At 50.4% G+C, this 25,510-nt stretch carries 26 protein-coding genes and 1 pseudogene; 22 read left to right on the top strand and 5 right to left on the bottom strand.

All coding sequences use genetic code 11. The features are described 5' to 3' along the window. Both AC14M5_RS07220 and AC14M5_RS07215 read left to right on the top strand, forming a co-directional pair. Positions 1-275 (top strand): hypothetical protein (locus AC14M5_RS07220; RefSeq protein WP_484028970.1); only part of this gene is annotated, 275 nt, incomplete at its 5' end. A gap of 156 nt (positions 276-431) precedes the next feature. Next, the gene (locus AC14M5_RS07215; protein WP_484028969.1) at positions 432-827 is read left to right on the top strand and encodes a hypothetical protein; all 396 of its coding nucleotides are present in this window, start codon (positions 432-434) and stop codon (positions 825-827) included. A gap of 217 nt (positions 828-1,044) precedes the next feature. Here AC14M5_RS07215 and AC14M5_RS07210 read toward each other — a convergent pair whose 3' ends face one another. Then, entirely contained in the window at positions 1,045-2,463 is a 1,419-nt protein-coding gene (locus tag AC14M5_RS07210; protein WP_484028968.1) for a class II fructose-bisphosphate aldolase, read from the bottom strand. A gap of 114 nt (positions 2,464-2,577) precedes the next feature. Between AC14M5_RS07210 and AC14M5_RS07205 the strand changes: the two genes are divergently transcribed. From AC14M5_RS07205 to AC14M5_RS07150, 12 genes are all read left to right on the top strand, one after another. Next, positions 2,578-3,102, top strand: a complete 525-nt coding sequence (locus tag AC14M5_RS07205) for a hypothetical protein (RefSeq protein ID WP_484028967.1) — start codon at positions 2,578-2,580, stop codon at positions 3,100-3,102. Between the two features lie 53 nt (positions 3,103-3,155). After that, entirely contained in the window at positions 3,156-4,589 is a 1,434-nt protein-coding gene (locus tag AC14M5_RS07200) for an FAD binding domain-containing protein (RefSeq protein WP_484028966.1), read from the top strand. 10 nt (positions 4,590-4,599) lie between these two features. Then, on the top strand, positions 4,600-5,022 hold the full coding sequence (locus tag AC14M5_RS07195) for a hypothetical protein (protein WP_484028965.1): 423 nt from the start codon (positions 4,600-4,602) through the stop codon (positions 5,020-5,022). 6 nt (positions 5,023-5,028) lie between these two features. Further along, on the top strand, positions 5,029-7,230 hold the full coding sequence (locus AC14M5_RS07190; RefSeq protein ID WP_484028964.1) for a xanthine dehydrogenase family protein molybdopterin-binding subunit: 2,202 nt from the start codon (positions 5,029-5,031) through the stop codon (positions 7,228-7,230). Between the two features lie 137 nt (positions 7,231-7,367). Beyond that, positions 7,368-8,243: an alpha/beta fold hydrolase gene (locus AC14M5_RS07185; RefSeq protein ID WP_484028963.1), complete on the top strand. Its 876-nt coding sequence runs from the start codon at positions 7,368-7,370 to the stop codon at positions 8,241-8,243. Then, positions 8,240-8,734: a DinB family protein gene (locus tag AC14M5_RS07180; protein ID WP_484028962.1), complete on the top strand. Its 495-nt coding sequence runs from the start codon at positions 8,240-8,242 to the stop codon at positions 8,732-8,734. Before AC14M5_RS07185 ends, AC14M5_RS07180 begins: the two co-directional genes overlap by 4 nt. Beyond that, positions 8,731-9,462 (top strand): DUF1361 domain-containing protein, encoded by a 732-nt coding sequence (locus AC14M5_RS07175; RefSeq protein ID WP_484028961.1) that lies wholly within the window; start codon positions 8,731-8,733, stop codon positions 9,460-9,462. The genes AC14M5_RS07180 and AC14M5_RS07175 overlap by 4 nt, the downstream gene beginning before the upstream one ends. A gap of 260 nt (positions 9,463-9,722) precedes the next feature. Next, entirely contained in the window at positions 9,723-10,436 is a 714-nt protein-coding gene (locus AC14M5_RS07170) for a DUF1361 domain-containing protein (RefSeq protein WP_484028960.1), read from the top strand. Further along, positions 10,433-11,260 carry a selenium-dependent molybdenum cofactor biosynthesis protein YqeB gene (gene yqeB / locus AC14M5_RS07165; protein ID WP_484028959.1) on the top strand — a complete coding sequence of 276 codons (828 nt, stop codon included), beginning with the start codon at positions 10,433-10,435 and terminating at the stop codon, positions 11,258-11,260. Before AC14M5_RS07170 ends, yqeB begins: the two co-directional genes overlap by 4 nt. Further along, on the top strand, positions 11,257-11,832 hold the full coding sequence (locus AC14M5_RS07160; RefSeq protein ID WP_484028958.1) for a TMEM175 family protein: 576 nt from the start codon (positions 11,257-11,259) through the stop codon (positions 11,830-11,832). Before yqeB ends, AC14M5_RS07160 begins: the two co-directional genes overlap by 4 nt. Beyond that, positions 11,829-12,161 (top strand): stress response translation initiation inhibitor YciH, encoded by a 333-nt coding sequence (locus AC14M5_RS07155; protein ID WP_484028957.1) that lies wholly within the window; start codon positions 11,829-11,831, stop codon positions 12,159-12,161. Before AC14M5_RS07160 ends, AC14M5_RS07155 begins: the two co-directional genes overlap by 4 nt. 171 nt (positions 12,162-12,332) lie before the next feature. Then, positions 12,333-12,806 (top strand): hypothetical protein, encoded by a 474-nt coding sequence (locus AC14M5_RS07150; protein WP_484028956.1) that lies wholly within the window; start codon positions 12,333-12,335, stop codon positions 12,804-12,806. 250 nt (positions 12,807-13,056) lie between these two features. On the opposite strand, the gene AC14M5_RS07145 is transcribed toward AC14M5_RS07150, so the two are convergent. Together AC14M5_RS07145 and AC14M5_RS07140 are read right to left on the bottom strand one after the other, a co-directional pair. Further along, on the bottom strand, positions 13,057-14,016 hold the full coding sequence (locus AC14M5_RS07145) for a GIN domain-containing protein (protein WP_484028955.1): 960 nt from the start codon (positions 14,014-14,016) through the stop codon (positions 13,057-13,059). A 128-nt stretch (positions 14,017-14,144) separates the two neighbouring features. Further along, entirely contained in the window at positions 14,145-14,672 is a 528-nt protein-coding gene (locus AC14M5_RS07140) for a LiaF transmembrane domain-containing protein (protein WP_484028954.1), read from the bottom strand. 257 nt (positions 14,673-14,929) lie between these two features. Between AC14M5_RS07140 and AC14M5_RS07135 the strand changes: the two genes are divergently transcribed. Both AC14M5_RS07135 and msrB read left to right on the top strand, forming a co-directional pair. Then, complete coding sequence (locus AC14M5_RS07135) at positions 14,930-16,033, top strand: hypothetical protein (protein ID WP_484028953.1); 1,104 nt, start codon at positions 14,930-14,932, stop codon at positions 16,031-16,033. A gap of 394 nt (positions 16,034-16,427) precedes the next feature. Beyond that, positions 16,428-16,862 (top strand): annotated as a pseudogene (msrB, locus tag AC14M5_RS07130) (peptide-methionine (R)-S-oxide reductase MsrB); the annotation flags it as partial. Positions 16,863-17,000: 138 nt separating this feature from the next. On the opposite strand, the gene AC14M5_RS07125 reads toward msrB, so the two are convergent. After that, positions 17,001-17,540: a DUF3592 domain-containing protein gene (locus AC14M5_RS07125; RefSeq protein ID WP_484028952.1), complete on the bottom strand. Its 540-nt coding sequence runs from the start codon at positions 17,538-17,540 to the stop codon at positions 17,001-17,003. Between the two features lie 258 nt (positions 17,541-17,798). Here AC14M5_RS07125 and AC14M5_RS07120 point away from each other — a divergent pair, with 258 nt between their 5' ends. The 5 genes from AC14M5_RS07120 (at position 17,799) to AC14M5_RS07100 (ending at position 22,974) form a co-directional block, all read left to right on the top strand. Next, complete coding sequence (locus tag AC14M5_RS07120) at positions 17,799-18,773, top strand: hypothetical protein (RefSeq protein ID WP_484028951.1); 975 nt, start codon at positions 17,799-17,801, stop codon at positions 18,771-18,773. 115 nt (positions 18,774-18,888) lie between these two features. Continuing rightward, positions 18,889-19,110: a YdbC family protein gene (locus AC14M5_RS07115; RefSeq protein ID WP_484028950.1), complete on the top strand. Its 222-nt coding sequence runs from the start codon at positions 18,889-18,891 to the stop codon at positions 19,108-19,110. Positions 19,111-19,254: 144 nt separating this feature from the next. Continuing rightward, positions 19,255-20,271: an endonuclease/exonuclease/phosphatase family protein gene (locus AC14M5_RS07110; RefSeq protein WP_484028949.1), complete on the top strand. Its 1,017-nt coding sequence runs from the start codon at positions 19,255-19,257 to the stop codon at positions 20,269-20,271. A 29-nt stretch (positions 20,272-20,300) separates the two neighbouring features. Continuing rightward, complete coding sequence (locus AC14M5_RS07105) at positions 20,301-21,647, top strand: alpha/beta hydrolase family protein (protein ID WP_484028948.1); 1,347 nt, start codon at positions 20,301-20,303, stop codon at positions 21,645-21,647. A 220-nt stretch (positions 21,648-21,867) separates the two neighbouring features. Then, positions 21,868-22,974, top strand: coding sequence for a TolB family protein (locus AC14M5_RS07100; protein WP_484028947.1), 1,107 nt, complete (start codon positions 21,868-21,870; stop codon positions 22,972-22,974). Between the two features lie 12 nt (positions 22,975-22,986). On the opposite strand, the gene AC14M5_RS07095 is transcribed toward AC14M5_RS07100, so the two are convergent. Further along, on the bottom strand, positions 22,987-23,994 hold the full coding sequence (locus AC14M5_RS07095; RefSeq protein WP_484028946.1) for an alkaline phosphatase family protein: 1,008 nt from the start codon (positions 23,992-23,994) through the stop codon (positions 22,987-22,989). 150 nt (positions 23,995-24,144) lie between these two features. Between AC14M5_RS07095 and AC14M5_RS07090 the strand changes: the two genes are divergently transcribed. Beyond that, positions 24,145-25,146 carry a peptidoglycan-binding protein gene (locus AC14M5_RS07090; protein ID WP_484028945.1) on the top strand — a complete coding sequence of 334 codons (1,002 nt, stop codon included), beginning with the start codon at positions 24,145-24,147 and terminating at the stop codon, positions 25,144-25,146. Positions 25,147-25,510: the final 364 nt, after the last annotated feature.

The following is a 25,510-nucleotide window of genomic DNA, read 5'->3' as shown; positions in this document are numbered from 1 at the left end:
ACATTGAACCAGTTTTACTAAATCCTGATGATGTGGTCACTGCACGACTTGTAGTGTTATCAGACAATAGTGAAAGCATAGTAAAAAATTTGCAGATTGACGGGCGTATAGTGGGCGTAAAATCAATAAACTATTTATTACCTGAAAGCCAAAAGCCAGAAAGTCGTGATATTTGGATTAATGCTCTAGTAGCACTTGTAGGAAATATTTTCGCCGTCGTACTTAGCAGTATTTTGTATTCTTTTATCAGAAAAAAAAGTAAGAGCCGTAATTAAAAAGAAGCAGGCTAACAAAGCATTCTCAAAACGGAGGTCCGAAATGGGCAAAAATGCACCTTTTACAAGAGAATCTGCAAATTGCAACTCATTTTGTGTAGACAGTCGTTCTCTCATACAAAATGATCGCTTGCCATCTTCATGGGCGCACCTGGTATGAAAATCAGAAAAGTCAAAACCAGCGCACTTATCATTGGGATCATCGCGGAATTAGTCTTTTCCGTCGTCATGGGCTACGCTGCTGGTTCCGTGGGTATGGGTTCGCTATACCCAGCGTTAAATCTGGTTGCCAAGCCGTTTGTCTGCCCGAACGGCCAAATGTCTTATACACAGAATGTATCCCATATCGGCTCCGAAACCTATTGGACTGGCAGATGGTTTTGTGTGGATGAACAATCGGGTATAAAAACAGAACTTGAGCCTGATATGGTCTTCCTGTATGCGAGTCCCCTTTATGTAATAGTGTTCTTCGCGGTGCTGCTTATCATCACGTATGTGTACTGGAATTCGAGCATCGGGCCTGCGAAGAACAATGGTCTACACCTATGGTGAATTGAAAAGCGTGTCGGTTCCAGGAAAACTGCTTTGGCAATGACACACCTTTAATTAAAAAATACTCATCCCCGCGGCGGGCAAAAATCGCCGTGCGAGGGATGAGCATGTATCTATCCTGAGTAATGCCTTGGTCTGAAACGGGAATCTTGGTATTGGACTCAAACGTCAGGAGACGTTTGCCGTTTTCGAAAATCGGGAGATTTTCGAGTCCGTGTTAATCCGCCAGATCGCTTACATCTTCGGCGGCGACTGCATCTTTGACATAGTCTGCTAGGACGGGGGCAATTTTTGCAGGCTTGATGAATTTATCCACGTATTGTTTTGTATCCCTCACGCCCAGCAGGTTGAATAATTTACCGAACTGCGCTTCCCAGGCTTTAGCGAGTATTTCCAAGGCTTCCTGCGCCAGGGCATACGATTTCGCTTTAAACGGCCCAACCGCATTCTTGCGAGTCTTGTAATAGAACTGTTCATCGGTCATATCAGGCTTGCGGTCTGCGGCGGAGTTCACATCTAGCCAGGAATACATTTCCTTTTTGAATTCCGCAGGGACGTTATCAAAGAACATGGTAGTGAAGTTCGTGGCAAGGTGCACTTCGATGGCTTCATGCTCAACGAATTGATGGAAATTCTCTTCAGGCAAAGTGGATGCACCATGCTGTACCGTCCCGCCCATACCATATTCCTTGCGGGCCACACGGCTTAGGTCACGTAATACATCGAAAGCAATAGTAACTGGGGCGATGGAACCATCTGCCAAAACTGTGCCGCCATGAGAAGTCCCGGTCTGAATGCTGATCTTGCTCAAGCCGGGTTTGCCGGGGGAAAGTTTTTTCAACTCGGCAATGTAACCGTCCATATAGGCGCGGAGTTCCTCTTCATTTGAATTATGCCCACCCACTTCGCCAATCTCACCGCCAATGGAGATGGTTACGCCCTTCGGCTCGTGTTCGCGAATAAAGGCGGACATCTGCGCCGAGAGCTGGTAATTCAAAGTTTGCTGTTCGGGGACGGTTGGCTTGTTGATATCAACCAGCGTGGAGGTATCCACGTCGATATTGAAGAAACCAGCCGCAATTGCTTCAATAGACAGGTCGCGCACTGCTTTTAATTCCGCTTCGGGATTGGCCATGTACTTCTTAGCTGACACTTGGAAGTGATCACCTTGAATGAATACAGGACCGACAAATCCTTCCGCGATGGCTGCGGCGAGAATATTTGTTGCGTATTCGGAAGGACGTTGGGCAGTGTAACCAATTTCTGAACGTGCTATCTCAAAGATGAACGCGCCAGCGTTGATCGCATTAGCGGCACGGAACATGGCACGCGCAGCATGAAAGGATAAAGCCCTCAGGTTGAAGGCGGGCGTGGTAAAGGTCATCGGTACGTCGCCTCGTCCGCGGGCGAGGTAAAGATCGTGGATGGATGCGGGGTAGACACCCAATTCCAAAGCGGCGGCACGCACCAGGTAACGGGACCAACCTGCGCTGGAGTCAGAGGCGAGCGCGGAACGTTCCACCAATTTACCGATATTCTTCCTGAATTTGTTTGCGTCGAGTACTTTTACGTTGACCCCATCAACAGATAAACTGTTATCAACCAGATCTAATAGTTCCTTAACTTGATCCGACATCTTATGCTCCTGAGAAAAAAATGATAACTTGATTATAACTGGATTTAAACGATATAATGGAAAAGCCGCGAGGCAATTCAAAAGATCGCGCGTATATTATGGCAGGAGGCTCACATGAGTGATTTCTTTGAAAAAGTAAGTAGTCAGGTAGACCCGTTCAAGAAACTGCTTTCGTACATCCCTGGTTTCAGCGGCTATATTGAAAGGCAGAACCGTCGGGATGCAGATAAGATCCTGCGTGAAACTGTGGCGCGCCGCTTTGAAGAGCATTGGAGCCGCGCATCGAATTTGCAGGTTGAGCTGGTCAGCAGCGGCATGATCAAATATGTGGACGATATGGAAAAGGCAGCGCTGGCATTGCGCACCTTCATTGACAAGATCACCACTGCCGCGCGCGGTTATTCCGGGTTGTTTGATGCCGTGAAGATCAATGAAAAAGAGCTTGACGCGATCTATCAATTCGATGTGGCATTTTTCGATCTCGCCAATCAGGTCGGCTCTGCGCTTAACAATGTAGAAGCCAGCCTGGGCGATGAAGCAGCCCTGCCCGCGGCCATTCGCAATCTCACCACCCTGGCCCGTCTTGCTGTTGAAACCTTCGAGCGCCGCTCTGAGGTGGTAACTGGCAGCGGACAATAGTTTCCATTGGAATTTGTAGGGGCGGGGTTACCCCGCCCCTACGATAAAAAATTATGTGGCATGAATACATTAACGCAACCTCGATTGATGAGGTTATAAAAATTCTAGCGGAGAAGAAAGAGCGCGCTCGCATTGTGGCCGGCGGCACTGATCTTATCCTCGAACTCGAGCGCGGCGTCCGCAAGGGCATTGAGACCCTCATAGACGTAACGCGCATCCCCACCCTTCAACAGGTCACAATTGACGAGGACGACGTCGTTCACCTTGGGCCGCTCGTCACGCACAACGACTGCGCGGCCTCCAAACTCATTCGCGGAAAAGCTTACCCATTGGCGCGCGCAGCCTGGGAAGTTGGCGCACCGCAGATTCGCAACCGCGGCACGATCGCGGGCAACCTGATCACCGCCTCACCCGCCAACGACACCATCACACCCTTGATGGCGCTGGATGCGAGTGTCACCTTGCTTTCCACTCGCGGTGAGCGCACAATTTCTTTAAGAGAATTCTACACAGGCGTTCGCAAAACGGTCATGCAGACGGATGAAATGCTGGTCGATATTTCATTCCCTGCCATGACAAAAACCCAGCGCGGGACATTTATCAAACTGGCATTACGCCGCGCGCAAGCCATCTCGCTTGTGGACATCGCGATCATACTGGATGTTTCGACAAGCTCAACACGGCGCCTCAAAGCTGATACCGTCAAATCGGCATCCATTACGCTGGGAGCTGTGACTCCCATCATCGTTCATGCCGTTGAAGCGGAACAATTCCTCGCGAAGAAAAAACTGACAGCTAAAAACATTGCCCAAGCCGCAGAGCTTGCCATGCTGGCCGCACATCCCATTGACGATGTGCGCGGCTCCGCAAGTTATCGTCTCGAAATGGTGCGCGTCATCACCGCTCGTGGGCTAACTGCCATCCGCGATGAAACTGAACAGACGAGTATGCCGAAGAAGCCGATCCTATTACAAGGCAAGCAGACCATGGATGGTGGAACGCAGGCTACGAGTCGCTTCCCAGAGTCGCCAATTGAAACAAGTATTAACGGAAAGAAATATAGCTTCAAGAGCGGGTATAACAAAACGCTTCTACGCCTGCTTCGTGAAGAGGGAATGTTGACAGGCACAAAGGAAGGCTGCGCCGAAGGTGAATGCGGCGCGTGCACCGTCTTTCTGGATGGACAGGCAGTTATGTCCTGCCTTGTGCCGGCACCTCGCGCTCATGGCGCAGAGATTATTACAGTGGAAGGGCTGGCAGAGGGCGAACAACTTCACCCCGTGCAAGAAGCCTTTATCGAACATGGCGCAGTTCAATGCGGATATTGCACGCCTGGCTTCATCATGTCTGGCGCAATGTTGTTGGAGGAAAAAAGAAATCCAACAAAGAATGAGATCGAGCAAGCCATCACCGGTAACCTATGCCGCTGCACCGGTTACTACAAGATCGTAAAAGCCATCGAAGATGCCACCAAGGCAAAGGTCTAAGAGGTAAATCATGGGCAAATATACAAGTTCCGCAGTAACACGAAAACCGCACAAGACAAATGCTCCACATGCGATCTGGCGCGGCATCGGTTGTGTGATGATGCTGCTTATCCCGGCCATTTCAATTGCATCAGGTGTTGGGACAATCGACTATGGACTCGAGCATAACTGGGCCATTCCCTATGAATTATTGGGATACCCAGCGCTGCCTGATTGGTTCTATAAGTCAAGCGGACTGATGACAATATTCGGGCCCATCACCAGAATCAGTAATCTTTATGCCTATGCGGCCGCCAGTATCTTATACATGATCATGATCGGCGGTATGATCTCCGTGATTTACGCGTTTGCATATCGCATCGTTGGCCCGGAGCGCTATGGGCCGCAGGATATGCCCCCTCCACGCTTCAAAACTAAAAAATACAAACGCTAGGAAACCATGCCTGAGTCTTCTGTTGGAAAATCACATCCACGTATCGATGCACGCGGCAAAGTAACCGGCGAAACCCTCTACTCCGGCGACCTTGCCAGGGCTGGCATGTTGCATTTGAAGACACTCTTCGCAGATCGTCCTCATGCACGCGTGAAAGCCATTCAGATTGAAAATGCGCAAGCCGCGGCGGGAGTTGTCGCTGTTTACACGGCCAGGGATGTACCGGTTAACGAGTATGGTTTGCAGATCCCGGATCAACCCGTGCTATGTGGGCCTGGTTCAAGCAAGCCGCATACTGACATCGTTCGTTTTATCGGAGACCAGATCGCAGTAGTGGTTGCGGACTCTGAGGCCGAAGCAGATGCGGCTATGAAATTAATCGAAGTTGAATACGAAGATCTGCCGCCTCTTATCGACCCGATAACTGCCATGCGTCCCGATGCGCCTCTGCTCCACCCGGACCGAGGCGACTCGAACATCTGCGTCCGCTATAAGATTCGCAAAGGTAATGTGGACGAAGCCTTCGCCAAGGCTGATGTGATTGTGGAATGTGAATATCGCACTCCTGTGCAGGAACATGCTTATCTCCAGCCCGAAGCAGGGCTGGCATACATTGATAGTGAAGGCTTGATCACAGTTGAATCCGCCGGGCAGTGGACTCACGCCGACCGCGAAACCATTGCAGATGCACTCGGACTCCCGAACGAAAAAGTACGCGTGATTTACCCGGCCATTGGCGGCGCATTCGGCGGACGTGAAGACCTATCTGTGCAGATCACGCTGGCACTGGCTGCCATGAAATTACAGAGACCGGTCAAGACCATTTGGTCACGCCGCGAGTCGATCATCGGGCATGGCAAACGTCACGCCGTAGTGTTGAAAACTAAATGGGGTGCCACCAGCGATGGAAAACTCGTCGCTGCTGAAACAGAATTGGTCGGGGATGGCGGCGCGTACATGTATACATCCAATAAGGTGCTCGGCAACGCAGCCATCACATCCACCGGCCCGTATTTCATCCCCAACGTCAAAACAGATGTATATGGAGTTTACACAAACAACCTGCCGGGCGCAGCCTTCCGCGGATTCGGTGCGCCGCAAGCCTTGTTCATGGCCGAATCGCAAATGAACAAACTTGCCGAAAAACTTGGCATGGACCCGGTTGAATTTCGTTTGAAGAATGCACTGAAAGATGGTGACACGATGGGTGTGGGCACACCTGCGCCGAACCCGGTCAGCATCATTCAATGTATCGAAGCTGCACGCGATAAGTTTGGCTGGAAGAAGCGAAAAGACAATGGACGACGGGCAACTGATCGTAAAAAATCATCAATTGCTCGTGGCCGTGGATTCGCCGCTGGTTTCAAAAATGTCGGCTTCTCTTTTGGCTATCAGGAAAATTGTTGGGCAAAAGTTGAAATTCACGGCAACGGAAAAATGGAACGAGTCGTTCTGCACCACGCCGGCGCTGAAGTTGGGCAAGGCACGCATACGGTGATGGTGCAGATGGCGGCACATGTTTTGGGCGTGCCCGAAGGGCTGGTGGAATTGCGAACTTCTGACTCAGCCACGCAAGGTAATCCAGGTTCCGCATCTGCATCTCGCTTAACCTTTATGGCTGGCAACTCGATCAAAGGAGCGGCGGAGGCGGCCTTGGAAAAATGGTTGGCCGAGGAACGCCCTGCGATTGCCGAGTTTAAATATCTCGCGCCACGCACCACACCATTCGATAAAGAGACCGGTTACTCCACGCCAAACTTTCAATATGCTTATGTGGCCCAGGCCGCTGAAGTGGAAGTGGATACCGACACCGGCCACGTGCGTGTTATTCGACTCGTTTCTGCTGATGATGTTGGCAAAGCCATCAACCCGGAACTTGTCATCGGGCAGATCGAAGGTGCAGTGGTGCAGGCACACGGATATGCTGTCCTTGAGGATTACAAAACCAAAGACGGCAAAGTGTTGACCGACCAACTGAGTACCTACCTCATCCCCACCATTTGGGACATTCCTGAAAAAGTGGAGTCCGTTTTGGTGGAAGTGCCAGACCCGAACGGGCCATGGGGTGCGCGTGGCATGGGCGAGCTTCCCTTCCTGCCTGTCGCACCGCTGATTGCGGCTGCCATCCACGACGCCACCGGAGTGTGGATCAATGAATTTCCATTTACGCCGGAGCGAGTGCTGCGGGCTTTGGGAAAGATTAAGTAAACAACAACCCTTCCGTCATTGCGAGAGTGGTGTTCGTCCGCTCGAAGCAATCTCCATGCCAGGGTTGGAGATTGCTCACCGCACTGGCGCGCGGCGCTAGTGTCGGGCTAGCGCCCTCGCAATGACATAAATTGACAATGCCCTTCCCCTATCTCGGTGAAACCAAAGAACTAAACGAAACCACCCGCAAGGAAATTGGCGGATCATTCATTGCGCTCGCAGACGGATTCACACATTATGAGTTTGGCGGATCAAAAGATGGAGTCCCCGTTGTACTCGTGCACGGATTCTCGGTTCCTTCATTCATTTATGATCCCACCTTTGAGTTTTTATCGAATTCAGGCTTTCGCGTCTTACGCTATGACCTGATCGGGCGTGGATACTCAGACAAGCCACTCGCCTGCTACGATATAAATCTCTTCGTAAAACAACTCAAAGATTTGCTGGATGCGCTCGGCATGGACAAAGTAGATTTAATCGGTCTCTCCATGGGCGGGCCCATCACCGCAGCCTTCATCGAAAAATATCCGCGCTATGTACGCAAGCATGTATTGATCGACCCGGCGGGCGCGAAACGCATACGGTTGACAACTTTGCTTGAAGCCGTAAAACTGCCCATCCTCGGCGAACTGTTCCTCGGCCTGTTCGGAAGCGATAACATGGTGAAAAGTGTTGCATCTGACTTCTTCGATCTCAGCCTGGTGGAAATGCTCCAGAGAAAATACAAAATCCAAATGCAATACAAAGGCTTTAAGCGCGCAATTTTATCCACCATGCGCAACAGGATGTTGGAATCATTTTTCGATACTTACCTGAAAATAGGCATGTTGAAAAAACCAACCCTTATCTTTTGGGGAGAAAATGACAAAACCACGCCCTTCGAAGACCACATCCTGCTTTTGCAAGCCTTGCCGCACGCAGAATTCCACCCGATAAAGAATTGCTCGCACCTCCCACATTATGAAAAGCAAGAGATAGTCAACCCAATCCTGATGGAGTTTTTATCACGATGAACACACATGATATTCAACTGCTTTACAAATACAATTCCTGGTGCAATGCTCGCATCCTGGATGCCGCATCCAAAGTGACTGCGGAACAATTTCTCGCACCGGCATCCTATCCGCATGGCGGGTTGAGGGATACGCTCACACACACCCTGTTTGCTGAATGGCTGTGGCGCAAGCGTTGGCAGGGCGATTCGCCCACTCGCTTCATGAAGCCCGAAGAATTCCCAACTTTCGATTCCATCCGCTCGCGCTGGCTGGAAGAGGAGAAGGATTTAAGTGATTTCGTGGCATCACTTACCGATGAAAAACTGAGTGCAGTTTTTCAATACAAGACTACGGCTGGAGAGCCAAGGGAAAATATTCTCTGGCAGGTAATGGCGCACGTTGTCAATCACGGCACACAACATCGTAGTGAGGCCGCCGCCATGTTGACCGAGTTGGGCTATTCTCCCGGCGATATTGATTTGATTGTATATTTGCGTGAAAGGTCATGATGTTCAAACAATTAAAAGATTTCATCCGCCGCAATCGGCATAATATCGCTGTTTTTGTTTTACTGAACATGGCTTGTTTGGTTTGCATCATGCTGGTTGCGGCTAGAGTGGCTTATAGCGATACAAGGCGTCATACCGGCTTGATCTGGAATCTCTTCCTGGCTTGGATTCCCTTCATCCTGGCTTACATCGCACATGCAGTCTCATGGAGGCGGATGTGGTTGTATCTCGTCATCCCGGTCATCGCCTTCTTATGGCTGATCTTCTTCCCTAATGCGCCCTACATGCTCACTGACTTGCAAGACCTGACGAGAGGAACCAGCGGCGCTCCGCTATGGTATGACGTGCTGATCGTGGTCTGGACTTCATGGACGGGTATGCTGCTCGGAGTCATCTCGCTCTACTTGATGCAGGATATCATCATGCGCACCTTCGGGCGTTTTGCAGGCTGGGCCTTTGTCTTTGTGATCTCTGGCTTAAGCAGTTTCGGAATTTACATCGGGCGTTTTGTGCGCCTGAATTCATGGGATATTCTGCAAAACCCGGCAGAGACCGCCATGAACATTCTTGGCATTGTGATTGACCCAAGCATGCGCCTGGCAGCTTTTACCTTTCTCTACACCTTCTTCTTCCTGTTCATCTTCCTGCTTCTATATTCATTCAGCCACATGCTGCATGAGCATTCCATCAAAGCGCAGGACTCCGCCTCGGGGTACAAAATCTCCTGATTTTGTATAAGGCTTGGTTTTGTCTTCTCTACCGTACTGGAAATGCTCACGCCGCCGTCCTCGGCGGCAATTTCCGAGGGAATCTTGCGCCGAGGACGGCGCAAGGAGCAATTTACGATTTTGCTCTTATTTGTACGGTAGAGAAATTTTGTCCAAAGTCGGGAGACTTTGGACTCCATAATGAGACTTCAACTCTGCGAGTCTTTGCAAGCCATTGAAAGCGGGAGTCGATACAATTGGCGAAAACAATTGGAGGCAGAATGATTCAAAATATCTACGGCAAATTAAAACCATTCAGGTTTCGGCTGACAGTGCTGGGCTTGTTGTGTGGCTCAAGCCTATTATCGGTGGCGCTACTGCGTGCCCGTGTCATATTAAGCGACTCAGACGATTATATGTTTTTGCTTTGGAACCTCTTCCTGGCCTGGATTCCGCTTGGGATGGCGTACACAGCTTCCAGCTTTGCAATGAAGCGCAGGTTTCTCTTCATCACCATGCCGTTGGCGGCCATCCCGTGGTTGTTATTTTTTCCGAATGCGCCATACATCCTAACCGACTTGTTCCATCTTAGTCACCCGCGTGAAAACATTCCGGTCTGGTTTGATGTATTACTGATCAACTGGTTCGCGTGGACGGGCATTCTGCTGGGCGTGTTCTCACTTTTTATGATGCACGATATTGTGCGGCGCGGGTTTGGGCGTATTGCAGGCTGGATATTTGTGCTCACAGTTGGCGCGCTCAGCGGACTCGGCATTTACATTGGCCGCTTCCTGCGTTGGAATTCATGGGATATTCTCTTTCACCCGCTTGAACGATTGAGTGATTTCCTGTATTATGCAACTCATCCGAGCCTGCAATCGATCGTATTCATCAGCGTGTTCTCAGCCTTCTTCGTTTTCATTTACATCACCCTGTATGCTTTCGGCTTATTGTTTCAGGAACAAACATTTCAGGTGTCAAAGGAAATTTCATGAACCCTCTCGTCCTCATCCGCGGCGGTGGTGATCTGGCTAGCGGCGTGGCATTGCGTTTGCATCACGCCGGTTTTCAAGTTGCCATCCTCGAGTTGGATATGCCTCTCGCAGTGCGGCGCACCGTTTGTTTTTCTGACGCGGTCTACTCTGGCACGCAAACGGTTGAGGATGTAACCGCTCGCCTTGTTTCGCCAGACCAGTTTCAGGATGCGATGGAAGCGGGTGAAATTCCAGTGCTGGTTGACCCTGAGGCAAACATCCTGAAAAATCAATTTCTGACGAGTCCCCGCTCCACTTTTGTGGTGGATGCACGACTCTTGAAATCTGCGCCTGAACCTTTGCCCATAGATGTTTCGCTTCACATCGGGCTGGGACCTGGTTTCTCCGCAAGTGACAATTGCCACGCTGTGATCGAAACCCGCCGCAGCCATACCCTTGGGCGTGTGCTGTGGAGCGGAGAGACCCAACCCGACAGCGGACAACCCGAAGGCGACCCGCGCCGTGTGTTGCGCGCGCCCATCGCTGGCTTTGTGAATCCGATCAAACAAATCGGTGAGCAGTGTGATGAAGGCGAAGTGATTGCAACGATCCCCTACGACGATGCGATGAGTGAGGAGACTTCGGTAATCAGTCCCTTCAAAGGTGTCCTGCGTGGACTCATTCATCCGCGTGTGCCAGTGACCGAAGGCATGAAGATCGGCGACATCGATCCGCGTGATGACCCCAGTGCCTGCTTCCTTGTTTCAGACAAGGCTTTATCGGTTGGCGGCGGCGTACTGGAGGCCATGTTGATCAAATTGAAAGAGATGGAACTCACCCAATGAGCAAGGGACGATTGGAAGCATTCAGCGATGCCGTGATTGCCATCATCATCACCATTATGGTGTTGGAATTAAGAGTGCCGCATGGCGAAGATTTATCGGCCTTACAGCCGTTACTGCCCGTATTCGCCAGTTATTTATTGAGCTTTGTTTTTATCGGCATCTATTGGAATAACCATCATCATTTATTTCAAGCCGTGCATAAAATCAGCGGGAGTGTATTATGGGCCAACTTGCATTTATTATTCTGGATATCGCTATTCCCCTTCTCTACCAGTTGGATCGGTGAAAGTGAATTTGCCCCTTGGCCGGTTGCCACGTATGGACTCGTCCTATTGCTGGCAGCGTTGGCATATTACATTCTGGTACGCACCCTGCTTGGCATCCACCCAAAAGAGTCAGCGCTGGCTACTGCCATTGGAAGTGATTTCAAAGGCAGGATATCACTGTTCATCTACGCGCCTGCGATCCCACTTGCCTTTGTTTCTCCCATCATATCGGTTGCCTTATATGTTGTAGTTGCGATCATGTGGATCATCCCTGACCGCAGAGTAGAAGACACACTTGTAAAATGAGTAAAGATCCTACAGTTTGGTCTACTGAATCTGGTGACCTGCGCAAACAAGATACAAAGCCTGCTACAGTTGCTTCCCTGCCACCGAACGCACAAACCGCCCACCTACATCGCGATTCCAAAGGCCGTGGAGGGAAGTCTGTGACCCTGGTAAAGAGCTTGGTGCTTTCAGAAGAAGATATGAAGGAACTCGCGAAAAAACTTAAGCAAATCTGCGGCACGGGCGGAACGGTCAAAGACGGCGTGATTGAAATTCAAGGCGAACATCGTGAGAAGATCGCCGGGGCATTGCAGAAACTGGGCTATAAAACAAAGATCGCGGGCGGATAAAGAAAGTTCAGAATAACCGCCAAGAGCGCAACGCGCGCCAAGATTAAAAAAATGTTTTTTGCCTTTCTTAGCGACCCTGGCGTGCTTTGCGGTTCAAAAAAATTATCAGTGGTATCAAAAAACCTCAGGTATACTTTCTAAATCCAAAACTTACCTTTAATTGGAGAAAAAATGAACTTACGTGTATTTCGAATCCTCTCAACTACAATTGCCATGCTGATCCTGCTCTCGGCCTGTGCACCAGAAAACGCAGTTCCTGCCACTGCCACGGTGGATGTGATCGGCACGCGCGCAGCGGAACTGGCATCCATGATGTTGACGCAGACAGTAGCCGCATATTCGCCCACTCCCCCGCCCACACTGACCCCAGCACCAACTGCAACTGAAGCCGTAACGCCAACGCCGATCGAGATCAAGCCGCCGACGATCAAGAACGATCTCACACCATGTTACGAGGCTCCCTCCACCGAATCTGTGTTGACCAGTAATATCAGCGAAGGCAAGGTTGTAGAGCTGCTCGCCATCGGACTCAAGCCGGGCTGGTATAAGATCGAAAATCCATATTTCCATTCGGCGTGCTGGGTGGAGGAGGCCAACTTGGAAATTGACCCGAATATGGATCTATCAGCTTTGCCCACGGAGTGAGCAGTTGGCTGTTACAGAGCTTGCTTTTAAAAAACGGACAGCGAGCTGTCCGACTCCAGAGTGAGACATAAAAGGCTCCCGAAGTTCAACCTTCGGGAGCCTTTTCGTTTTGGGCAGAGGGTGAGGGTGCGTCGCACCTTACTTGATGAGACGATCCAACCGAGTAGCTTTTGCTCCTTAATGAGACTCGTCCACCCATCTGGTCCCCATCCGGGGATAATATGCGACGCACTCAGGGGAAGGATAAATTTTACTTCTCGCCTAAGCTGTTCACATTGCCAGCGCCGCTAATGTTTTCATCTACGCTTGGGTCGCCGTAGTAGCTGACGTTGCCGGCACCACTGATGGTGGCATCAAGCTCTTCTTCGACCCACACGGTGGCGCTGCCTGCCCCGGTAATGCGGACGCTTGCGGACTGACTTTGCAATTCTCCACCTTTGAACTCGCCGAAGCCGCTGATGCGTAAGCCGAGTGACTCCGCTTCACCGCTGGCTTGGATATTGCCCGCGCCACTCAAGATGATATCGAGGCTGTCCACTTCCAGGTTGAGCAGGGAAACGTTCCCGGCGCCGCTAACGATCAGTTCAAGCGAATCAGTTGTCAGGTCATCGACCAGAAGCGTGCCTGCCGTGGAGAAGATCAGCTTGTGGACATCCCTCACTGTGATGACGATCTTCACGGTCTTGGTCGGCTGGACGCGATCATTCCAATCCCGTTCGCTGTTATCGATCTGCAGGATGCCACCGTCGATCTCGGTTCTCATTTGCGGGAGCAGGTTGTCGTCTGTGGTGATAACGATGGAATTGGATGCGCCTTGTTTGATGGTGACCTCGGCGGGGTAGTCGAGAGCGATAGTTTCAAAGTCCGCTAGTTTGCGGGTCTCGGATTTGATCTCGCCTGAGCCGCGGATCGCGCCGCCAATATCTTCACCGAAATTCCAGTTGACGGAAGGTGTGCCCGCCCAGCCCAATTGCGGCGCGAAGAGCACCGCCAGCACTGCGCCGATCACCAAAAGCAATAAGATAACCTGGCCGGCATAACGCCAGAACGAACCGAGGATGAGGCTAAGCCCCCAGCCGATGAGCAGGAAGGGCCAGAGATGAGTCAGCGCCCACAAGTTTTCAGAGGGGACGATGCCCATGCTGTTCAAGAGCCAGATGACTCCGGTGGCGATGAGGGCCAGAGGGAAAAAGTACGAACGTTCTTTCATGAGGTTTTCTCCATTTGTTTGTTATGTCGTTGCGAGGAGCGGTCTTGTTCTTTGCGACGAAGCAATCCCAAGCTTAATGAGGAGATTGCTTCGTCGGGCTAAAGCCCTCCTCGCAACGACATGAAATGTTATTCCGTCTTATTCGGTGCGAAGCGTTTGTAGATGAGATATAAGCCGAGTAGGATGAGGGCGATGGGGAAGAATAGCTGACGCAGGCCGCCGCCCGAAAAGAGCATTTCGAAGAAAGCGCCGAAGAGCACGAAGAGGATCAGGCCAACTTTCATGACACCCAGCCCCGAACTGCGTTGACCTTCGTCTCCGCCGTAGAGGCCCATGATATAGATGCCGAGACCAACCGAGATGAGGATGACGGTCCAGGCGTAGGACCAACTCTCCCAGTGACGGCTCAGGTTCTGGTAGAGCAGGATCAGCCCAATGGTCGTAATGATCGTGGCAGGCACTGCCAACCCCGAAACTGATTTGCCGCCTGCAAACATCCCGATGAAGAACAGTACGCCGAATCCGATCACGAAGAAGGGCCAGATAAAGCCCCAGAAGTTGAGGCCGCTGAAGAGCTGGCTAAGCAGGGACATAAGGCCAAGTGCGACCAGGATGACGCCGCCGATCAGTGCACCTGTATTGCGTTGTGTGGACATGGGAATTCTCCTTTTATAGTAATAGTGTGTGTCATCCTGAGCCGCCTTTTGGCGAAGGATCTCTCTTCACACGCGGAAGACTCTTATCCTTTCGGGCACGATGTCAGTCGCGAAAAACGCTCCCTCAGAGTGACACAGTCACAGAGATATACGCGACAAACATGATTTGGTTGGACGGCAAATAGTTGAATTTGGTGAATAATTCGGGTATGCTGTGGTTATCATCCCACACCATTCAAGTCAAGGAGGAGAGACCGATGTTCAACCTGCTTAATATCTTCGAAAGCATTGAGCATTTTGCCTACAATATTTTGATCTGGATTCTGATCGTGCCCAAGACGGTGGGGAAGATTATCATCAACCCGGGCTGGGTGCCGGGTTACGTTTCGAAGGAAATCAAAGAAAAGGAGGTTCAACGCTTCGACGATTACTTTTCGCCAGTGATCTTGAGCCTGTTGGTCTCTGTGGTGCCCTTTATATATTTTGCCTATATCGCCCGATGGCCCTCGGCCGGTATAGATAGCCCGCAGGCCGCGCACATCGGCGAGGAGGTGGTGCTATACGGCAACACAGACTTTATCTCCAACACGCCGCCGTATACGTTCACCTGGTACGATGAAGAACACGAGCCCTTCACATGGACCGAGCAGGAATACCCTTATAGCAGTGCAACCTTCGGTTGGGATACCAGCGGATATAAGTACGTTACCCTGCTCGTAACCAATGGCAAGGGAGAACAACTCTACGGGTCTACGTCCATCTACATTGGCGAGGTGGATGAGGATATCTCCGGCCTGAGCGATTATTCCTATTCGAACGTGGGCGTATCGGGCGGGACCGAGGAGTTCACCAAGAATCTGACGGGAACAGAGGCGGCCCTCTCAGCTCTGATCTTTTTGGGCGTACCCCTGCTCTTCGCGCTGGCTGTGGAGGCCTTTCGCGGGAATCCACTTTCGGGTCAGTCTTTGATGCGCTCGTTCTACATCCAATGCTATTACTTTACGCCGATCTATCTCGTGCTGTGGACTGGCACGGTGGCACCGGATTATTTCCTCACCCCGAGCGAGAGTGCGATTCGGACTGCGGCGCAGATCCTCCTGCTGTACTTTGTGCTGTGGCTCATTGTCAATGAGACTCGCCTGATCGCCCACGAGCGCGGCATCCATTGGGGGTGGGGTTTGCTGATCACCTTATTATGCCTGGTGCTGGTGGTGCTGCCATTTTTCGTAATCGATTATGTGGATTCCCAACTGGACAGCACTCGCCTGGGCTTATGGGCGCTGTATGGAGCGGTGATTGGCGGGTTGATCGTGACAGGCTGGGTCCGCGCGTTGATGTTGAGGTTGTGGAAGAAGAAGTAATAAGTTCAAAGTGATCAGTGATTAGTGATCAGAAGAGCTAACCAGCGAAGGAACGAATCCGTTGTAAGAGTAAGGATGGGTTGACCCGCTCCTACTCAAATTGCCATTCGTAACGCAAAGTCGCAGAGTCGCCAAGCAAAAAACAGTTTAGCCTTGCGCCTTAGCGGCTTTGCGTTAGATTTTTAGCCGACTTGCCGGGCGCGGCTCTTCCTCGCAGGAGGTTTCCAGAAGGAGTGGAGTTACGTGGAAATATTACAGGTCTCTTAACAAACGGTGCGATTCTGGTTTCATTTGGCGTCACATAAGTAACGAAAGAATGAATCCCATTTTAGACTCGCCAAAAGGAGACCCAAAGGAGACCCAAATGAATACGAAAACCAGAACCTATAGCATACCGTCGGATGCGGAACTGCGAAAACGGTTATCACCCTTGCAGTACCAGGTGACGCGGCAGGAGGGCACCGAGCGGCCCTTCTCCAATGAATACTGGGACGAGAAACATGATGGCATCTACGTGGACGTGATCTCAGGTGAGCCGCTCTTTAGTTCCTTGGATAAGTACGATTCAGGTACGGGTTGGCCGAGCTTCACCCAGCCGCTCGAGTCGGAAAACATCCGCACGCATACTGATCGCAAGTTATTTATGGCACGAACAGAAGTCCGCTCGAAGCACGCGGATTCGCACCTTGGGCACGTTTTCGATGACGGCCCCGCTCCCACTGGTCTGCGCTATTGCATGAATTCCGCCGCGCTGAGGTTCATTCCTGTGGAGAAGTTGGAAGAGGAAGGATACGGGGAGTATCTGTCGTTGTTCACGAAGAATAAGTAGGACGGTCACGAAGCAGCCTATTCAACAAAGAAAAGCCCCGCAATAAAATGCGGGGCTTTTGTGTTTATCGCTGTAGGGGCGGGGTCTCCCCGCCTAGGGGCGAGACGACCTCGCCCCTACACAATCAAGGGGCAAAAATTACGGAGCTTGCACTCCAAACAACTGTAAGAGCAGTTTGATGCCGCCTTGCATCAAAGGTGTGCCGAAGTTCGTGCCCATCAACGGCAGAAATCCGCAACAGCAAAAGATCAGGTTTCCAAAGACTACGCTCATCCACACAAATTTGACATAACCGGGCGTGCGGCTCTCCAGCAGGGACTCGGCCGGGTTCTCGGGGTTGTAATAGACCGTCACCGTGCTGCCAGCCGGGTAACGCTTGATGATGCCGTATGAGATTTGCCCACCCACCGCGCCGCCGGGCATGATCCTATCGGATTGATAACTTTGCCCCATCACCTGGTAGCGATAATTCACATCGGGGTACGGTGTGGACCCACCTTCTGATCCAGAGCGCCAGGCGATCTCCGAGCTTTCCACCTGCCCTTGTGTGGTGGGCCAACTCCGCGCCTTGCGCGCCTTCAGCGTGGGGAACAGCGCCAGGGCGATGAAGGCTGCGTTAAAGATGAGATAAAAAAATCCGACGATCAGTATTACAAAGATATTTGGGATTGAATCCATTTCCTGCTCCTGTTCGTTGAGGTAAATTGATAGACCGATTTTATAACAGGCACAAGTCTATTGGCTCTCCCCCATTTTTCCCCTGCTCACATCGCTCCAATGTTCTTATGGTCTTTGCAAAGTCTATAGACAGGCTTTTGGTTTGATGGCAAACCCTAAGGATTTTTACAACCCTTAGGGTCTGTCGAATATTACAGATTCATATATGGTTTTCCAAATGAACTCGACCATATAAATCATTCTGATTAGAATGGGCGCATGAACATACGCATTGGCAACCTGGAAGAAGTACGTTCAATGATACGAGAGGGCTTGCAGATCCTGTCCGAAGCTTCAGACGGGGAGAGTTATAAGTTAAATTCAGCCCTGATCAAATTTCATTCCGCGCTGGAAATTCATATACGAACCGAAGTGGCGCGAAAAGAACCCCATCTGCAAAATACCGTATTGGATATGAATCAAACTTCATGGTACGACTTGATCGTCTACGGAAAAAAACATCTTGGGTTTTCCGAAAGCGATGTACGTTACATCAGCCTCGTGAATCGCCAGGTTCAAGATGTTGTGCATGGAAAAAATTATTCAGGAAGTCGCAGTGACCTGCTAAAGTATGGCGAGTTTGTACAAAGATGGTTTAACAGTGCCGCGCCATTTATTAGAGAATTTGCCGAGCCGGGAAATCTATTCTCGCCCGCTCACGATAGTTCTTCGGCAGTCGATGATTACACCCAAAAGCCCTGGTATCGCTCAACATTGGTCTTGTGGCTGGCTTTTTTATCTCTCACTCCAGCCTGGTCGCTGCTGATCATCACAGATCGAAAGCAGGGTGGTTTCGCCAGGTTTTTTGCGCACGCCTACATTTTTCTACTTTTCATTTCCGTGGTTTTATTATCTTCGGCTTTCTTATACCCAAAGGCGCTTGATCAGATCCGCGTTTCAACCTTATCAACTGGGGTTTCTCCGGTCGCAACCCTCGAAGCATCGGATGAAACCATAATCGTTTCAGATGGCAGGGCAGCTTGCGCGATCATTTGGACCGAGCTCAAAGATCACGATCTGGACGGAAAGAATCGTTCCATGGTGTGGAAACAAATTGTCCTGCCGCAGATCAAAGAGTCGGGCATGACAGCCCGTGATTTTTACACATTGGTGGTGGAACATAACCCGGGCTTGAAAGCGGACGGTTATGTATTCAAAAAAGAAAAGACTTATTTTTTGCCCGAATGTCAATAGGCAGGGGAGGCATGATAAGCAACTGGCAGGCCCCTTCAGTGCAAGCAAGCCAATCATAACGAAAAGCGTCACCTCCGTGTTGTAGCCAATGAATATTTACTTCAAGGAGAATCCAATGGCTGAGATCAAATATGAAATCCTCAAGAATATTGGTGTGCTGTCCAAGTCTGCTAGTGGATGGGCGAAGGAGCTTAACCTGATCAGTTGGAATGACCGCGAACCGAAATACGATCTGCGTGATTGGTCACCAGACCGCGAAAAGATGGGCAAAGGAGTCACCTTGTCCACAGAAGAGTTGATTGCCTTGAAAGAATTATTGAATAGCATTGAGTTATAAATTCCTCCCCCAAATACGATGATGATGCCATCGTATTTGGGGGAGGAGCCGAAGGCGAAGGGGGTTGAATTGAGCCCATGAAAAGTATATACTAATTCCAGTGCATCAAATCATTCTTTCTTTGAATAATGGAGGATAAAAACCATGCCATTCTACAAGGATATTCAAAACGATACTGCTGAAGGCAGGCGCACGGCTGAGGGGTTGCTCAGGCTTCGCACCGAACTGGATATTGCAGTCCCCACCAAAACGGTTGACCCTACTCTGTTGCTGGCCACCTGGAATATCCGCGAGTTTGGCGGAAACAAATCAGGCGGACGGGATACAGAATCGCTTTACTACATCGCGGAGATCATCTCACACTTCGACATGGTCGCCATTCAGGAAGTGCGCGACAACCTGGATGCGCTCGACGAACTGATGTACATCCTCGGAGATTGGTGGAAATACCTGGTCTCGGACGTCACCCTGGGCAAGCAGGGAAATAATGAACGCCATGCCTTTATCTACGATACGCGCAAGATCGCTTTTGGCGGGTTGGCGGGAGAATTGCTGCCCGAAGTAAAAAAAGATGGTGGAACGCTGAAGTCAGATTTTGCTTTCGCCCGCACTCCCTATGTGGCTGGCTTCCGCGCTGGCTGGTTTAAGTTCACACTCTGCACACAACACTTTTACTACGGAGAATCCAAACCCGACGACCCGCAGCGCGTCCAGGAGGCAAAAGCAGTTGTCGACTTGTTAAAGAAGCGCATGAAGTCAAAGGATTCTTGGGCTTGTAACACCATCCTATTGGGTGACTTCAATGTCTTTTCTACAAAAGATGAAACCTTCACAGCCATCGAAAAGCAGATGTTCGAGATCCCGTCCCTGATCAAGGGTACTTATACGAATGCCAAGCAGGATAAGCCATTCGATCAGATCGCTTTTCTGGCTGCGGATGTCAAAGCACAAATGGGTCTCGCAAAAGCGGGAACCTTCCCCTTCTTCAATCACGTCTATCGCGAGGCAGATTGGAAGATATATCAACCGAAATCGACTCAGAGCAAATTCAAACAGTGGCGCACCTTTAAGATGTCCGATCATTTGCCGCTCTGGGTTGAAATATTCGTAGATTTTGGTAACGCTTACCTGGAGCGAAAAGTTGTAAAGCCTGTTGAGTAAAGGTCACATACGATCAGAAAGGAATTAAGATGCCCCCCAAACGCTACACACAGGCAGTCGTGATCATCCACGGTATTGGTGAACAACATCCGATGGAAACCGTGCGCGCATTCGCCGAGGCTGTACTCCCCGAACCTGAACAAGGCGGCGAAAAATACTTTGTCCGCCCAGACCCGCTTTCTGAATCGTTCGAACTACGCAAACTTCAAAACCGATCACAGCCCCGTACACATTTTTTTGAATACTATTGGGCTTATAAAGTGGAAGGAACAACCATCACTCAGATCGTATCTTGGCTGCGGTTATTATTGTTCAGAAAGCCAAGCAGGGTTCCGAAACAAATGCGCCCGCTTTGGGTGGTATCCTGGCTGTTGGTCGTGCTTGCTTTATTAGCCATCGGCTTCGATGTATTTGGGCCTCTAAGACAATTACTTCCTCAGTTGCCTGGTTTCATCGTTTCAGGCGGCAGTGCACTGCTCTTTTCGGTATTTAATCTGGTCTTCTATTTATATATTGGCGATGCCGCCCGTTACCTTAGCCCGACCCCAAGCAATATCAGGCTCAGGCAAGAGATACGAGCCGACGGCATGAAACTGCTTAAGAAGATCCACGAGAGAGGCGACTATAACCGCGTGATCGTTGTTGGGCACAGCCTGGGCAGTGTCGTGGCTTACGATATCCTCAAGCATCTTTGGCAGGAATACGAGAGAGACTACAGACAGCCAAAAGCTTCAAGCCAGCCTGCGCTTGCCAATCTCGAAAAAGTTGGCGAAGACCTGCGCAAAGGCATTAATGGTGTGACCCTCGAAAATTATATGCAAGCTCAGATCGAGCTTTGGAAGGAAATGAGAAGCCTCGGGAATCCCTGGTTGGTCACTGACCTCATCACAGCTGGTAGTCCGCTGACACATGCGGCCATGCTTTTGGCAAGTGATGAGGATGACTTGCGCGCCAGGCAGCGTCAACGTGACCTGCCGACGAATCCGCCCATACCCGAAATTGTGAAAACAAAAAAAGAGGAGCGAGGCGTCTACTCTTATGATGTGTGGGATAAATATGGCACAAAGAAAGATATAAAACTCAAGGCTGTGCATAATGGCGGATTGTTTGCCTTCACGCGCTGGACGAATCTCTACTTCCCTGCTTTATGGGGGATATTCGGCGACCTTGTCGGCGGTCCGCTCGTTCCCTCTTTTGGGCCTGGTATTCGCGATATAGCCGTTGGCTCCGCTGACAAAGTGAAAACCAATACCCTGCTTGCCCACATCTCCTATTGGGATAAGGAAAAAAGCAAATCCATCGGCCAAAAATATTCCATCGCCCTGGATGAGATTATTAAAGCGCTTGATCTGAAAAATACGAATTACTTTAATTAACCTAACTTGCCACCGTGATTCTGTTGTGTCATGCTGAGGGCGTTCTTCCCTGCACCGAACGCAGGACGGTGTGCCCGACACTTGCGCCGTACGCCAGTGCGGTGAGCATCTCTGAGACTGTGAATGGAGACCCTTCAATCGCGAAGAGCACGCTCTTTCAGGGTGACACAACCTCTTGATTTTCTCATCCCTTATTCACGTTAATTAACTCACCTTACACATGGACAAACACAAATCATTCATAGGCCTCAGCGTCTTGGGGCTGTTCATTCTCTTAGGCTGCTTTGGAAGCACGCCTCCTCCCGAAAAAATCGCGCTGGAAAGCGAAACCTATCCTTTCAAAGATCTGGTCTGGCTTCCAGACGGGAGATTAATGGTCTTCATCGATCCGCCCGAGGAAGAGGATGTTTCAGGCTTGCACTGGTATGCCATCGCCGATGAATGGACTCCGCGCGAATTGAAACTCCCTCACGATGACCGTTGTTTGCGCGGCGGATATTACTGGTCACCCTCGCTTCTCCCTGATGGCAGGCTGGGATTTCTGGAACAGTGCGTCAGCCCCACTCCAGGGCCAACGCCAAACTCGATGTTCATGGTGGCTTACGATCTGGAAACTGGCGAAACGGAACAACTTGTGGAGGCTTCGCTGCCGTTGGATTCAGCTGTGCTCAACACACAAGTTGCCTGGAATCCGCAAATGACGCTTGGGCTTGCGGACAATTGGGGCGACACTGCCACGATCTATTGGATCTCCTCAACTGGTTACGAATACCCTGACATCACCATTTCAGGCACTTACGATGGCGAGGTACGCAGTTGGTCATTGCTCCAGAGCGAACAAGCCATAACCGATCCTTCCAAGGTTGCGGAGGTAGGCATGGCGCGCTTCCCAACCTGGTCGCCTGATGGAAGCCTGATTGCCTTTATGGCCACAGTCGGGCCGATAGGACTCCAATATGCTCCGCGTCACAACGTAAGCTGGAGCCTGTTTCTGATGTCCCCAGACCTGATCAAACCCGAAGCCGTTCTCTCAAACATTTGGAGTCCCTACTTGCTGCAGTTCTCTCCTGATGGGAAGTGGTTGTTATACGGCGGACAGGATGGTCAGTTTGGCGATTACGGCTTGTGGCTCTACTCGCTTCAAAGTAAAGAAAAGACTTTCATCGGGAAGATATTTGATTCGCGAGTCGTATGGTCGCCGGATAGCCAGCGCATGGCCTATATCAAATGCGACAAATTCAGTTGGCGCTTCGACGGCACCTTCGGAAGCTGCGATGAACACAGCCTCAACATAAAAGATATAAGCCAACTGACTCAGGAAAAGTAGCACCCGATTAACTTACTTCCACGGTAGTGTGATCAGAGTATTCTCCTCATCTGCGGCGTGACCGAGATAAGGCAAGCTCCATGCTTCAGCAATTGTTTTCAAGATGGAATAATGTGTGTAGGGAGTATTGTCTTGAAAGTTTTGTTTAACTTGTGGGGAGATCAAAACCGTGGCGATTCGTCCACCCGCGAGTTCGGGCAAGCCGCAACAGGAATGACTCCCCTGCCCTTCGTCCCAGGTGAGGATGATGAGATAGGGTTCACCTGTGGCTTCAAGGGCGGGATACAGTTTATCCATTTGATCTTTTAGAAATTCATCCGCAAGGTTAAGTGGGCAGTCATGCGCCGAGTAACAAATATCAGGCGTGATAAAGATGAAATTAGGCAGGTCGTTCGCCGCGAGGTCTGCATCCATTTGTGTGAGTGGAACGATACTGCGTTTGCATCTTTCCTCATCCAATCGAATGGGGTCAAAGAAGATGAAGGGATTATGCTTGCGGACGTAACGCAGGGTATTCCCAGTGAAACATGGTTCGGGCATGTCATCTTGATAGGTCTTCCACGTGCGTTCGCTTTCTTCAATTAGATCAGGCAGGCTGGGAGCGTCTATATAACAGTCATCATAGTCACAGTTATCTATGATCTCAAACGTATCACCGCCGATCAGGGCAATATAATTTGGCAGGCTGGGGTGCGTGACGGCATAATGCTGGTTGAGCAATGTATAGGAGTTGGCAAGCAAATTAAAGTAAGCCATGTCTCCATTGCCGATCACTGTCCCATATTCTTTGTTCTCGAAAATAATGATGACGATATGCGAAAAATTCGGGACGAGAGGTAAAGGGGTGGGAGTCGGAACAATGGTAGGCGTTGCAGGCTCAAGGGTTTGAGTTAGGGTTGGCAGGGCTTCAAGGGTAGGTGGAAAAACCGTCGGTGCTGACTCGGTCAACGGGGGCTGGCAGGCTGAGGTTAAGAAAGAAGCGATACACGTTATCCAGATCACATACTTATAGATTTTCATGTTCAAATTCCTTTTGTGAAAATATAACTCGAGTCTATCCGAAAATTTGGATACTGAGTTACATCCTCCCCCAAAGGGCGGAGGGGTACTAATGTCAAATTGATTTACTTTCGGGGGTTTGCTAAACTGATGATCGTAAAGGAGAACGCCATGAAATATAGACCGCTTATTTTTATCCTAATTCTTTTGTTCCTTGCATTTGCCTGTAACCTGCCCGCGAGCACCGAGCCGGTTGATGAACAATTGATCTTCACACAACTCGCATATACGGCCACTGCGCTGGCACAAGGGAGCCAGACTGCTGTAGCAGTGCCAACTTTCACCCCGCTCCCAACCAATACACTTGCTCCCGGCCAACCATCCCCCACTGCCACCAGCCAGCCCTGCAACCTGGCCTCCTTCGTGTTGGATGTGACCATCCCGGACAACACCAACATCACGGTTAACCAGGGTTTTACAAAAACGTGGAGACTTAAGAACGTCGGCTCATGTACCTGGACTTCAGGCTATCAGTTGGTCTTTGACTCTGGTGACCAAATGGGCGGCCCTGCTTCGCAACAACTGACAAATGGCTCGGTTGCTCCCGGCCAAACCGTAGATGTGTCTGTCAACCTAGTCGCCCCGGGCTCGGCTGGCACTTATAAAGGCAACTGGAAATTACGTGAACCGGGCGGCACCACCTTCGCCCTTTCGACTGGGTCATTTTGGGTTCAGATCAAAGCTACTGCTGTAGTAAATAATAATCCAGATTGGCCCACCTTTAAGAGCGGAGATACGGGCAACGAAGTATTCGCAATTCAATACCTATTGATCGCCCGCGGATACAACTTGAATGCAGATGGAATCTGGGGCCCGATCACCCAATCGAACGTGGAAGATTTCCAAACCGATAAAGGCCTGATCGAGGATGGTATCGTCGGCCCTGAGACATGGCAGGCGCTCATCATTCAGGTAAGTCAGGGCAAGACCGGCCCCGAGGTTCGTGCTGTTCAAAAATTACTTAGGGATAAATTTGGCTATAACACCGTCAATGTGGATGGCATCTTCGGGCCCATCACTGCCGCTGCTGTAAAAGATTTCCAAGCTGATAATGGTCTCGCCGTAGACGGCATTGTCGGCCCCAAGACCTGGCAGAAATTGATCAATAATTGATTCCGTAATCACATGTCGCTGGGAGGGTATTCTTGTTTTTAGCCCGACACTCCCTGGCACTGACCGCCAGGGAAAGTGTGTGCCGCGTGCCACATCGTCCCGATGCTCTTGCGGGAGTGCGGTGAGTAATCTCCTCATTGAGTTGGAGATTGCTTATCCATTCGGGTATGATGTCGTTGGGAAGTACAAGTGCTATCATCGCAACGTCGTAATAGACTTTATCGGTAATAGCGCATATCGTGATTTTTTATCTACAGGATTATTATCCGCAGATGGCACAGATTTTCGCAGATTTTGCTTTGAAATTCTTTAATCGGCGCAATCTGCGAAATCTGCGGATTATTTCCGATAATGTCTAATATTT

Source organism: Candidatus Villigracilis sp. (assembly GCF_057083605.1).
This window is presented reverse-complemented; position numbering and strand designations above follow the sequence as displayed.